The organism is Hymenobacter ruricola (assembly GCF_015694525.1).
In the GTDB taxonomy this organism is placed as follows: domain Bacteria; phylum Bacteroidota; class Bacteroidia; order Cytophagales; family Hymenobacteraceae; genus Hymenobacter; species Hymenobacter ruricola.
The window spans coordinates 51,475-64,499 of sequence record NZ_JADQDM010000008.1; the positions used below are offsets into that span (position 1 = coordinate 51,475).

The window sequence follows — 13,025 nt, forward strand, 5'->3', positions numbered from 1 at the left end:
ATACTGCTATATTATCACTAATAATTATAATAAAGCAAATGTTCTAATATTCATCTTGCTACTGATACCAAGCCTGTGCTTTTTCGCAAGTTGCTTTTCACAAAAAGGCCCCGCTGGCATTGCCAGCGGGGCCTTTTTATTTCACTTACGCGAAGCGAAGTACTACTCGCGCACCACGCGCTGCGTGAGCACGCCCTGCTCGGTTAGCACCCGGAAGGTGTAGACGCCCGAAGCCAGTTGGCTGAGCTTGAGCTGGCCCGTACCGGCGGCCACCGTGCCGGTGTGCACCACCTGGCCCAGCGAGTTGAGTACCGTCAGGCGCGAAGCTTTGGCGTTGATGCCGCTCAGTTCCACCGTCAGTTGGCCGTCGGCCGTCGGGTTGGGGAACACGCGCAGGCTCACGCCGTTCAGGCTGGCGGTTTGCGTGCCCGTTACCACCGCCGATACCGCCGCCGAAGGAATCGACGAGCAACCGTTGGCCGAGGTGGCCACCACGGTGTAGCTGCCGCTCTGGTTGTTGCCGTTCAGCGTCAGCGTGCCGGTCGTGTTGGGAGCGCCCACGGGGGTAGTGCCCTGGTAGAACTGGTAGGTGAGGCCGGTGAGGGCCGGCGTGCTCAGCACCACGGCACCGCCCGGCTGCGGGGTGGCCGTGAGCGTGGGCTGGCCCACCCCGAAGATGACCGTGAACGTGGCCGTGGACGAGGCCCCGCCGCTGCAAGCGCCCGTGCCAACCACCGTATTGGTGATGGTGAAGGTGCCGTCGATGTTGGTGTTGGCCAGGGTAATCACCCCGGTGGTGGGGTTGATGCGCAAGCCGAAGCCCGACGCCGTGAACGTGCCCGCCTGGGCGCCCGGCGCCAGAATGGGCGCCACCGTCACCGGCGAGTTGGTGCAGTACGTGCCCGCCGGGTAGCTAAAGCCCGAAGCGGGCGGCGCCGTGATGCTGAGCACCACCCGGGCCGTCGAGGTGCAGGGGGCGGCCGGGCCGGTGGGGGTGAGCGTAATCGTGACCGTGCCGGCCGCGATGTCGGCCGCCGAGGGCGTGTAGGTGGCGTTGAGCGTGGTGGCGTTGGGCGAGAACGTGCCCGTGCCGCTCGTGGTATACAAGCCGCCCGTGGCCGTGCCGGCAATGGCGCCGGTGAGGACGTACGGGGTGCTGCCGCAGATGCTGGCCGCCGAAGCCGGCAGCGTCGCCACCAGGCCGGGCGTCACGTTCACCTGAATAGGCGTGCGCGAGGTGCCCACGCACTCCGAGCCCACCTGCCAGTTGTAGAAGAAGTAGTAGTAATCGATGCCCAGGCTACCGCTCGTGAGCGAGACTACGCCGCTCGGCGAAGTGTAGGGATAAGCCGTGGCGGGCTGGGGCGTGCTGCTGAAGTCGCGCACGAGGGTGGTGCTCGAAGCGCTCAAGAACAACTGGTACGGGCCGGCGGCCGGCACGGCAAAGTTGAGCGTGAGGGTGCGGGCTTGCAGAGCGTTGGTTGTGTTGGCCGGAATCGACACGGTGGTTTGCGTCACGATGCCGCCCGCGGCCGTGCCGTTCAGGTTGTTGCCGTTCAGCAGTTGAATGGTGGCCGTGCCGGCCGAGGCGTTGGCGGTCTGATACACGGTCACGTTGACGATGGACGTCGGGGCCGTGGCGGTGAAGTTGATGCCACCGGTGCCGTTGGAGCCGTCGGTGCCCGTCGTCGAGGGCTTGCCCACGTTCTCTTGGCTGCCCGCAAAGGCCTCGGCGTAGTAGGTGGTGTTGGCCGTGAGGGCCGGGGTCACGTAGGGGTTGCCGGTGCCGAGGGCGGTGCCGCCGGTAGCGGCTGCAAAGTAGCGCACCGAGATGCCCGCCGGCACCGTGGCCGAGAGCGTGGCGGTGGCGCCGGCGCAGGTGCTCACCGGCGAGGGAGCGGCCGAAATCACCGGGTTGTTCACCACCACCACGGCCACGTTGCTGTTCGTTACGTTGGTGCCGCAGCTGGCTTGCACGCGGTAGTAAGTGGTGCTGGTGAGCACCGGCGTGGTGTAGCTGGCCGACGTAGCGCCGGCCACGTTGCTAAACGGGCCGGTGGCGCTGGCGCTGCTCTGGTACTGCAGGGTGCCGCCCGAGAAGCCGGCCAGGCTCAGCGTGGCCGTGCCGCTCACGCAGATGGAGTAGGAAGCGGGCGAGAGCGTGCCGGCCACCGGAGCGGCCACGTTCAGGGTGGGCGCGGGCACCAGCAGGTCGTTGGCGGTGTTGCCGTCGCCGGTCACGGTGGCCCGCACCGCAAAGGTGTAGGCGCCCACCGGGGTAAAGTTGGCCTGGCTGGTGAGGGTGACGTTTTGCGTCGCCGTCGGCGCCAGCGTGCCCGTGTTGATGACCTGCGGGGTCAGGGTTTGCGTGGAGCCGGCCGGGCCGCTGATGACCACCGACACTGTGAGCGGGTTGGTGGCGAAGTTCAGGGCCGAGGAGCCGTTGTTGCGCACGGTCACGGTTACGGGCGTATTGGCGCCGAAGCACGTGGCCGCGCTGCTGTTGTTGGGCGAAACCAGGGCAATGGGAGCAATGTCCACGGTCTGGGGCGTGTACTCGTAGGCGCCGATGTCAGGCGTCGTGGCCGAGCGCGGGGCGCCGGTGAAGTCCGTGGTGATGCCGGCCACCGGCGTGCCCACGTTGTTGAGCAGGGGGCTGATGGGCTGCAGGTCGGTGTTGGTGCTGAACACCGGGTCGGCGTTCACCGAGCTGGCGTCTTTGCCGGTCGCGGCTTGCAGCGCGGCCAGGGTGGCCACGGCCGTGCTGGTCGAGACGCCGCCCGTGCCGCCCACGTTGGCAAGCACGCCCTGGGCACCGGCCACGAAGTAGTCGTTGCTATTGAGCACGGTGTAGGCCGAGGCCGGGGCGTAGGTGTAGAACGAGTACGCCACGCTGGCGGTGGTGCCGCCGGTCACGAGCGAGTTCACCAGCACGTTGTTGGCCACGGTCAGGTTGGTCGAGCCCGAGTTCACAAACAGCGCCGCCGAGAGGTAAGTGCTGGTAGGAACCGTGAGGTAGTTGCCGTACAGGTTCACGGAGTTGTAGGCCACCGTGATGCCCGAGCCGCTGGCCACGCGAATGCCGATGATGGCGTCCGTAGTGAGCGAGCTCCAGCCCGAGCCGTTCATGCCCGACACCACGTTGTTGCTCACGCGCAGGTTGCTGGTGGCGTTGCCGGTGGCAATCTCGATGCCCTTGCCGCCGTAGCCGCCGGTGGGGGCGCCCCACACGTTTTCCACGCGGTTGCGGTCCACCACGCCGTTGATGAAGTTCGTGCCCAGGGCGATGCCGTAGGCGTTGGTGCTGCTGGTCGTCACGCCGCTGATGACGTTCTGGCTCACCGTGGCGCCGTTCACGCCGTTCGGGAAGTTCATGCCGTAGGTCGTGGCCGAAGCCGACACGTTGCGCACCGAGTTGCCGCTGATGAGCGGGCTCACGGCATTGGCCAGGTACAGACCGGTGTTGCCGATGTTGTCGGCCGCGGCGGCCGTGGCCGGCCCAATCAGGTTGTTGGTGATGGACAGGCCGTCGAGGCCGCCGGCGCTCACGGCCGCGCTGCCATTGGCGTAAATGCCGTAGTACACGCCCGTAATCGAGTTGTTCTGAATGGTCAGGTTGTCGTTATCCGCGCCGGTGCCGGTGGTGGGGCTGCCCACGGGCGTAGCCGTCACCAAAATGCCAAACGAAGTCGTGTTGGTGTTGCTGCCGCCGCGCAGGTTCAGGTTGCGCAGGGCCAGGTTGGAAGTGCCGGCGCCCACGCCCTGGCTGCCCACGGTGATAACCGCGGCGGCCGTGTTCTGGCCGTTCGTCAGGGTGAGGTTGCGCTGCGTGCCGCCCGCCACGTTCGAGCCGTCCAGCGTGAGGTAGGTGGTGGCGTTGAAGGTCAGCAGGCTGCTGGCCGAGCCCGACACGGTGCTCGTCACGCCCGTGTAGGGGCTGAAGCGGGCCGTGTTGGTGGCCGAAGCCGAGGGGTTGGCGGTGAACACAATGGGGAACGTCTCGGCCGTCGAGTACGTGGCGTCGAGCAGGTAGAACGTCACGGCGCCGCTCAGCACGTTGGCGTTGTAGGCATTGGCCGCGGCCGTCAGGGTCGGGAAGATGTGGTCGGCGGCGGTGCCGGCCGGGGGCGTGGAGGTGCCCACGTAGTAGGTGCCGCTCAGCGTGGTCACAATCTGGAACGAGCCGGGCGTGGCCGGGGCCGTGGTGCCGGGCGGGGTGGCGCCGGTGCCGCCACTGGGCGCCGTGCTCACGTTGGGCGTAGCCGACAGGTCCTGCGCGGCCACGTAATACTGCACCACGTCGCCGGAAGCCACGCCGCCGCCGGGCAGCAGGGCGTAGTTCAGGGTGAAGGTGTAGCTGCTGCCGCTCACGCTGGTGGCGTTCACGAACACGAAGGCGCCGCTGGTGCCTTTGCGGTAGTACAGGCGCGGGGCGTTGGCGCCGGTGGCCACGCCCGCCGGGTCCGTGATGGTCACCGTCAGCGTGCGGTTGGCGGTGCTGGTGGTGTTGTTCAGGGTGGCGTTCAGAATGGCGGGGCCGCTCAGGTCGAGCAACTGGTAGGTGCCTTCGTAGGCGCCGAGGTCCGGCGCGGTGGCGCTGCGGGTGGCGTTGGCGTAGTCGGTGGTGATGCCGCTGATGGGCGCGGCGTTGCCCTCCACCTGGGTGGGCGTGGTGGTGCTCACCCGCAGGAAGGTGGCCGCCGTGCCCGAGGTGCTCACGAAGGGCACGTTTTCGGTCAGCGAATTGCCTTCGCGGTTGCCGAGGAAAGCCTTGTAATCCGCCAGCGTCGAGGCCGTGTTGGCCAGCGTGGCGGGCGTGGTGCCTTCGGCGTAAATGTAGTTGCCCGTCGTGGCCGGCGCGCCGGCGTAGTACAGGTTGTTGTTGGTGAGGTTGGTGAGGTTGGCCGGCGTCACGCCGGTGGTGCCGCCGGAGCGGCGCAGGGCCGCGGTGCTGCCCGTGCCCGCCGCCGTCGACGTGTTCACCACGATGTTGTTGCGCAGGGTGACGAGCGTGGTGGCCGTGGAGGTGAAGTAGATGCCCGACGTGCCGAAGTTGGTGCCCGAGCTGGAGGCGTTCAGGTAGATGCTGTTGTATTGGGCATCGGCCGTGGTGCCGCCGGCCAGGTACAGGCCCGTGATGGCCGTGGTGCTCGAAGCATTGGGCGCCCGCAAATCACCGATGAGGTTGTTGGTGACCGTGGAAGTGGTGCTGGTGGTGTAGATGCCGTAGATGGTGGCCGACGTGCCCGTGGCCGTCAGGGCCGACACACGGTTGCGGTACACGTCGGCGGTGCTGCCGCCGCTCAGGTACACGCCGTAGAGGTTGCTGCCGTCGCAGGTAATGTTCTGGATGGTGTTGCCGTAGAACTGGACGGCCGTCGTGGAGTTGGGGAAGCCGTAGAAGCAGTAGACGTAGTTGCCGGTGCCGGTCACCGCCACGTCGCTGATGGTGTTGTTGTACACGTTCAGCGCGGTGGTGGGGCTGGTGCTGATGTATACCAGGTAATTGAAGGCCGTGGAGCCCGTGCGGTTGACGTTGCTGATGGTGTTGCCGGACACGTTCAGCGTCGGCACCGAAGACCCGTTGTAGATGCCGTACAACGACCCCGACGAGTTAAGCAACGAGCTTGCGCTCAAGCTGTTATTAGCCACGTTCACCGTGGCGGCCGCGCCGTTGAGGCCATTGGCACCGCTGCCGTTGTAGATGCCGTAGGTCGACGAGCCCGTTGCGTTGCTGTTCAGGTTCAGGGTGTTGCCCAGGGCGTCGGCGCCGCCGCCGGTGCCCAGGTAGATGCCGTAGAGCGTGCTGGTGGGGCCCGTGGTGGTGGCCGCCGTGGTGCTACTCAGGGTGTTGCCCTGCACCTTCATGCCATTCTGCGACACGGAGTAGACGCCGTAGGCCGTGCTCGTGGTCCCGAAGTCCGAGATGGTGTTGCCGGTGGGCGCGGTGCCGCTCACCACGCTGCCCACCTCGTTGTTCTGGTCGTAGTACAGGTACGGGCTGGAGGCCGCGTAGCCGTTCACGTACACGCCGTTGTTGACTCCGCTGATGGTGTTGCCGTAGAACTTGTTGTTGGAGTTGGTGCCGGCGGCCGTGGTGGGCACGAGCTGGCTGGTGCTGGCCGGCGTGTGGTTGTTGGAGTAGATGCCCGACGTGGCCGTGCCTTTCTGCAGCGTGATGGCGCAGTTCCGAATCACCACGTTCTGGCAGCCGTCCACGGGCGTGCTGGTTTTGAGCAGGGCAAAGCCCCATTCCATGCGCGTGGTGGTGGTGGCGTTGGCCGCGGGGTCCACCAGCGTCAGGCCGTCGAAGGTGACGTAGTCGGCCCCTTGCAGGGTGAAAATGGCGTCGAGCGTGGTCGAAACCCCGGCCGCGGCCGTGATGACGGGGTTGGCGCCCGCCCCGGCCGCTTTCTGAAACACGATGGGGTTGGCGGCGGTGCCGCTGGCGGTGACGACCACGTTGGCCGCCGTTTCGGTATAGCCCGCCGCAATGTTGAAGGTGACGCCGCCGGCGCCCACGCCTTGCGCGTTCAGGGCCGTGACGGCCGCCGCCACGCTGGCGTAGTCGCCGGGAATGGCTTTGGTGCCCGCGAGCTGCGCCTGGGCGTTCAGGCTACCGAGCAGCAGCGCGCCGGCGCCCAGCAGCCCCAGCAGGCGCTTGCGCGCCGCCAGGATTCCGAACCGCACCTGCTGCGGCTCGCGAAGTAAATTTTTCTGCATACAAACGAAGGTAAAGGTGAGTGAATACGGTGGGTGAGAAAGGGAAAGAGGCAGCGGAAAGCAACCGGGCAACGGGTGGCAGAAAGCCCGGGCGGGCGCCAACGGCGCCATCTGAAATCCCAAAAGCAGCAAGCTTTTCGCAGCGTCCAGACTGTCGAAATTATAGATAAAAAAGCAGTATCCTAATGTTGCCTCCTTTATAAACTCTTCCGCAGCCCGCCACAGCACCTGATATAGCGTAAAATATTCAGAAAAATAATTGCTATAACCAGTCATCCTGCCTGCAAGGCAAAGCGTTGCTTCGGCCGACGGCGTTGCCGGAAACCAGGCCGGACCAAGGCCTTTTCCCTCCTCACAGGCCACGCAAAAAAGCCCCGCCGGCGTGGTGCCAGCGGGGCTTTTTGTTACTTAAGAAAGTGTGGTACTACTCACGCACAATGCGCTGCGTGAGCACGCCTTCCGTGGTTTGCACCCGCAGCGTGTACACGCCCGAGGCCAGGCGCGCCAGGTCCAGCGAGGCGGTACCGGGGGCCACCGAGCCGGTGTGCACCACCTGGCCCAGCGAGTTGAGCACCGTCAGGCGTGAGGCCTTGGCGTTCACGCCGCTCAGCTCCACCGTGAGCTGGCCCGAGGGCGTGGGGTTGGGGTACACGCGCAGGCTCACGCCGTTGAGCGTGGCCGTCTGCGTGCCCAGCACCGTGGCCGTCACCGCCGCCGACGGAATGGAGCGGCAGCCCGTGGTGGAGATGGCCACCACGGTGTAGCTGCCGCTTTGGTTGTTGCCATTTAGCGTCAGCGTATTCGAAGCGCTGGGCGGGCCCACGGCCGCGCCGTTGCTGTTGAAGAACTGGTAGGTAGCGCCCGCCAGCGCCGGCGTGCTCAGCAGCACGGCACCGCCCGTTTGCGGCGTGGCCGTGAGCGTGGGCTGCCCGATGCCGAAGATGACCGTGAACGTCGTGGTGGAAGCCGAGGCCCCGCTGCAAGCCCCGGTAACCGCCACCGAGTTGGTGATGGTGAACGTGCCGTCGATGTTGGTGTTGGCCAGGTTGATGACGCCCGTTACGGGGTCGATGCGCAGGCCGAAGCCCGAGGCGGAGAACGTGCCGGCCTGCGCGCCCGGCGCCAGAATGGGCGCCACCGTTACCGGCGAGTTGGTGCAGTACGTGCCCGACGGATAGCTGAAGCCCGAAGCCGCCGGTGCCACCAGGGTCAGCACCACCCGGCCCGTCGAGGTGCACGGCGCGGCCGGGCCGGTGGGGGTGAGCGTAATCGTGACCGTGCCGGCCGCGATGTCGGCCGCCGAAGGCGTGTAAGTCGCGTTGAGCGTGGTGGCGTTGGGCGAGAACGTGCCCGTGCCGCTGGTCGTGTACACCGCGCCCGTGGCCGTGCCCGCAATCGAGCCCGTCAGTACGTAGGGCGTATTGCCGCAAATGGTGGCGGCGGCCGTGGGCAGCGAAGCCACCAGGCCCGGCGTCACGTTCACCTGGATGGGCGTGCGCGAGGTGCTGATGCAGTCATTACCAATGACCCAGTCGTAAAAATAATAGTAGTACTGCGGGTAGCCCGAGAAGGTGTTGCCCGTGATGCTCACGTTGCCGCTGGTCGAGGTGTAGGGGTACGACGCGCCGGCGGTGTTGCGGTACAGGCTGGCCGTCGAGCCCGTGGATGTGAGTCCCAGCCGCAGGCCAGTGCCCGCAGGCACGTTAAAGTTCAGCGGCACAAAGGTTTTTGCGTTCAAATCGGCGGCCGTGAACGTGGCCTGGTAGGTTTGCAACACCGTGCCGGTGGCGCTCAGCAGCTGAATGTTGCTCACGCCAGCGGCCGTGGGGTATACGTACACGCCGGTGAGTACCGTGGGCGCGGTCGCATCAAAAATCAGGGCGTAGGTCAGGTTGGTGCCACCACCCGCACCAATCGAATTAGTGGTGGGGCCCACGTTTTCGCGGCCGCCCGAGAAGGCTTCGGCGTAGTACGTGGTGTTGGCCGTGAGGACGGGCGTGGTGAAGGGATTGCCCGTGCCCACCAGCGTGCCGCCCGTGGCCGCCGTGAAGTAGCGCACCGAGATGCCCGCCGGCACCGTGGCCGAGAGCGTGGCCGTGGCGCCGGCGCAGGTGCTCACCGGCGAGGGAGCGGCCGAAATCACCGGGTTGTTCACCACCACGGCGGCCACGTTGCTGTACACCGTGTTGGCGTTGCAGGTGGTGCGCACGCGGTAGTAGGTGGTGCCGGTGAGCACCGGCGTGGTGAAGCTGGCCGAGGTAGCGCCCGCCACGTCCGTGAACGGCCCCGTGGCGCTGCTACTGCTCTGGTACTGAATGTTACCATTGGACGAGCCCGCCACGGAAAGCACGGCCGTGCCGCTCACGCAGAGGCTGGCGGTGGTCGGCGACAGCGTGCCGGCCACCGGGGCCACCACCGTGCGCGTGGTCGTGGTCGCGAGCACGTTGTTGCCGGGGTTGAGGTCGCCGGTGGCCGTGGCCGTGATGGCAAACGAGTAGGCGCCCGGAGCCGTCATGTTCAGCGTGCCGTTCAGGGTCAGCGTTTGGGTGGCGCCGCTGGCCAGCGTGCCGGTGCTCAGGGTGCCGCTGAAGGTTTGGGCCGGGCCGGTGGGCGGCGTCACCACCACCGTGGCGGTGGCCGGGTTGGTGGCGAAGTTCAGCGTGGCCGTGCCCGCGTTGCGAATCTGAATGCTCACGGCTTCGGCGGCGCTGTAGCAGCTGGTGCCGGCGGCGGGCGTGAGCAGGCTCACGGGGGCCACGTCGATGGCCACGGGCGTAAACTCGTAGGCGCCCATGTCGGGGGTGGCCCCGCGCGGCGCGCCGGTGATGTCGTCGGTCACGCGGGCCAGGGGAGCGCCCGCGTTGTTGAGCAGCACGTTGGCCGGGGTGAGGTTGCCGGTGCCGACGTTCACGAACGCGGGGTCGACTGACACGCTGTTCTGGTCGAAGGCGCCGCCGTTGGCGCCCTGGAAGCCGGCCAGGGTGGGGAAGGCCGTGTTGTAGTAGCCCACGTTGCCGGCGGGCACATACACGTCGTTGTTGTTGCTGAGCGTGGCGCCGACCGTGTAGTACAAGCCGTACTTGGTGCCGGTGCCGGCGCGGGTGATGCTCACCACGTTGTTCTTAACGTCGGCACCCGTGCCCGTGCTGTAGATGCCGTACGTGGTGGCCGTGCTGCCCGCCTGGTCGTCGGCGTTGATGGTGTTGTTGTAAATCCGGCTGTACGCCGCGCCTGAGTTGTAGATGATGTAGTGCGTGCCGTTGCCGTTGAGGTTGTAAAACACGTTGTTCACAAAGTCGTTGGGCGCGGCGGCGGTGGCGCCGGTGCCGGTAGTAATGTACAGCAGGTAAGCACTGCTGGTCGAAGCCGGGTTGCCCGTGAACGGGTCGTGGACGCGGTTTTTCTCCACGGCTAGGCTGCGCGAGGCGCCACTGAAGTAGATGCCGTAGAGCGTGGTGCCGTTGGTGCGCAGGGGGCGGGCCACTTCGTTGCCAATCACCTGCAGGCCGTCCTGGTAGCCCACGTAGATGCCGTAGGTGTAAAAATCCCGCACGTTGTTGTTGCGGATGACGTTGCCCGTGGCAAACGCCGTGGTGGTGCTGTTGCCAAACAGGGTGATGCCATAATAGCCGCCGTTCACCGTGTTGTTTTCAATGACGAGGCTGTTGGCCGAATTGCCGCTGGTCGAAGCGGCCGCCGTCGAGCCGTTCACCGCAATGCCGGCAAAGGAGGTCGACGTGGTGGCAATGTCGGCGTTGATGACGTTGTTGCTAATCCGGTCGTTGTCGGCCGCGTTGGTGAGCAGAATGCCGTAGCCGAAGGTGGCCGCCGGCGAAGCGCCCGCGCCGCCCGTGGCGTCAATGTTCAGGTTGTTGATGGTGGTGTAGTCGGTGCCGTTGAGCTGCACCACCGCCCGCTGGCCGCTGTTGGTGGAAGCAAACTGAATGGTGCGCCCGCCGCCGTTCACCACCAGGGTGTTGGTGGCGCTGGTGCCCGTCACCTGGCCCAGCAAAAACTGCTCGGTGTAGGGCCCGCCCGACACCGTGAGCGTGGTCGGCCCGCTGATGCCGTCGCGGTTCAGCCGCGCGGCCGCATCGGTGAAGCTGGCGAAGTTGGTGCCCGCCGTGGGCTGCGCGCTGTTGATGGTGTAGGCCCCGCTGATGGGGTTGGCCGCCGCGGCCGTCGCGGTAATGTTGTCGATGGTGGCCGGCGGCTGCGCGCCGCCCGTGATGTCGTTGCGCCAAGTGAACACCAGGCGCTGGGTGGTGCCGGCCACGTTGCCCGGCACCTGAAACGTGGTACGGCCGAATGCGGCCTGCAGGTTGAGGTTGTAGCCCAGCTGCACCGCGCCGGCCGTACCGCTCACCAGCTGCGTGCCGGCGGCGGGCGTCACCGTGGTGGGCACCACAAACACCTGAATGTAGTCGTACATGTTGGCGCCGACGCTTTCGCCCACGGCCTTCCAGTCAAACGACAATTCCACCGCGGCCAGCCCGGCCGGGAAGGTCACGTCGCGGTACATGTGCACCGTCGACGTCGAGGTGAGGGTGTACGCATTCGTCACCCCGGCATCGTTCGACACATAGGCCGCTTTGGTGCCCGGCGTGGTGGGGCCGTTGCCGCCCGGCGTGCCCACGTACCACTGGTTGACCTGAGTGCCGTTGACGATGGTGAAGGAGTTGGTGGCGCCTTCAAACGTTTCGCTGAACACCGTGGTGGGGGTTTGGGCCTGGGCCGCCACGCTACTCAGCAGCAGGGCGCCCGCGCCCACTAGGCCCAGCAGGCGCTTGCGCGCCGCCAGGATTCCGGACCGCATCTGCTGCGGCTCGGGAAGTAAATTTTTACGCATGAAACGAGGGTAAAAGTGAATGGATACGGTGGGTGAAAAGAAGGAAAAGGTGAATAAAGCGAACGGGGCAACGGGTGGCAGAGTGCAAGGTTCCGGCGGCGGTCAGGCAGCCGGCATCGGTTTTACAAAGCTTCAACCAAAGACGTTAAAACGCCGCGGCCCAGCAGGCCAGAAGTTGAATGCTCCGAGAAAATTAAAAACGAAAAGCCCTAAAACCTAATAGCATAAGCGTTATATCCTATTTTAAAAATCCTCAGCAACAGCAAATTACTTCTTGATTAGCAGCAGCATATGCGAATACACTTATTGTGCATGTCCCTTACCCGGGCATGGGCGCTATTGCCTTCACCAGGCCAGGTCTACCGCCCTGTCCCGGGGGTATTGGGCGCGGGCACGCTTGGGTAATAGCCCGCCAGCCCGGCCCCAAAGCGGTGGCTCAGGCAGCGGCTTCGGCCGAGGGCAGCGGGGCCGCCGCGGCGGGGCCGGGGCCGCTGAGCAGCCACTCGTTGAGGCGGGCGCGCAGCTCGGCGGTGGCCAGGTTGCGGTGCACGTCGCCGTGGCGCACCAGGCTCATGGCGCCGGTTTCTTCGCTCACCACCAGCACCACCGCGTCAGTGATTTCGCTCAGCCCGATGGCCGCGCGGTGGCGCAGGCCCAGCGAGGCGGGCACGTCGGGGTTCTCGCTCACCGGCAGGATGCAGCGCGCCGCCTGGATGCGGCCCCCGGCGATGATGACGGCGCCATCGTGCAGGGGCGAGGTTTTGTTGAAGATGGACAGCAGCAGGCGCTTGCTGATTTCGGCGTCGAGGCGGTCGCCGGACTCGGCAAAGGCGGTGAGGTCGGAGGCCTGGGCGAAGCAGATGAGGGCGCCGGTGTACTTGTTGGAGAGGCTTTTGGCGGCTTCCACAAAGGGGCCGACGGCCAGCGGGGCGGCGTCGGGGGTGCGGCCCCAGCTCCAGCCGCGCATGCGCTCCAGGGCCGTAGCCTTGCCCACGTTCAGCAAAAACCGCCGGATTTCCTGCTGAAACAAAATGATGCTGGCCAGCACGCCCACGCTCATGAACTGGCCCAATATCTTGGTGAGCAGCTCCATGCCGGTGGCTTTCACCAGCAGGTACAGCACGTAGAACGACACCAGCCCCAGCGCCACGTTCAGGGCCACCGAGCCGCGCAGCAGCTTGTAGAGCTGGTACAACAGCACCGTCACCAGGAGCACGTCGGCCGCGTCAATCCAGCCGAAGCGCAGGAAATTGATGGGGAACGGGCCGGACATGGCGGTTGGGGGATGGAGAATAAGGAAACGTCTGTCATCCTGAGTAAAGCGAAGGACCTTTTCACCGCTCTACAGCATACAGTAGCTATTGCTTCAAACGTGAGAAGGTCCTTCGCTGCGCTCAGGATGACAACGAGCGGGCGGCACCGTTGCACAGCAGGCCTTTGTTTCCCTCAAATT

The 13,025-nt window shown here is 65.9% G+C and carries 4 protein-coding genes; 1 reads left to right on the top strand and 3 read right to left on the bottom strand.

Annotated features, from left to right (window positions below):
• Positions 1-162: 162 nt before the first annotated feature.
• Positions 163-6,723 (bottom strand): Ig-like domain-containing protein, encoded by a 6,561-nt coding sequence (locus I2H31_RS15855; RefSeq protein ID WP_196294026.1) that lies wholly within the window; start codon positions 6,721-6,723, stop codon positions 163-165.
• A gap of 424 nt (positions 6,724-7,147) precedes the next feature.
• Entirely contained in the window at positions 7,148-11,572 is a 4,425-nt protein-coding gene (locus I2H31_RS15860; RefSeq protein ID WP_196294027.1) for a beta strand repeat-containing protein, read from the bottom strand.
• 19 nt (positions 11,573-11,591) lie between these two features.
• On the opposite strand from I2H31_RS15860, the gene I2H31_RS15865 reads away from it, so the two are divergent.
• Positions 11,592-11,792 carry a hypothetical protein gene (locus tag I2H31_RS15865; RefSeq protein ID WP_196294028.1) on the top strand — a complete coding sequence of 67 codons (201 nt, stop codon included), beginning with the start codon at positions 11,592-11,594 and terminating at the stop codon, positions 11,790-11,792.
• 216 nt (positions 11,793-12,008) lie between these two features.
• Here I2H31_RS15865 and cdaA read toward each other — a convergent pair whose 3' ends face one another.
• On the bottom strand, positions 12,009-12,845 hold the full coding sequence (gene cdaA, locus I2H31_RS15870) for a diadenylate cyclase CdaA (RefSeq protein WP_196294029.1): 837 nt from the start codon (positions 12,843-12,845) through the stop codon (positions 12,009-12,011).
• Between the last annotated feature and the right edge of the window lie 180 nt (positions 12,846-13,025).

What these genes read in the sequence shown, in the direction of transcription:
- I2H31_RS15855 (WP_196294026.1), bottom strand. Translation starts at nt 6,723, where the DNA reads ATGCAGAAAAATTTACTTCGCGAGCCGCAGCAGGTGCGGTTCGGAATC.
- I2H31_RS15860 (WP_196294027.1), bottom strand. Translation starts at nt 11,572, where the DNA reads ATGCGTAAAAATTTACTTCCCGAGCCGCAGCAGATGCGGTCCGGAATC.
- I2H31_RS15865 (WP_196294028.1), top strand. Translation starts at nt 11,592, where the DNA reads ATGGATACGGTGGGTGAAAAGAAGGAAAAGGTGAATAAAGCGAACGGG.
- cdaA (WP_196294029.1), bottom strand. Translation starts at nt 12,845, where the DNA reads ATGTCCGGCCCGTTCCCCATCAATTTCCTGCGCTTCGGCTGGATTGAC.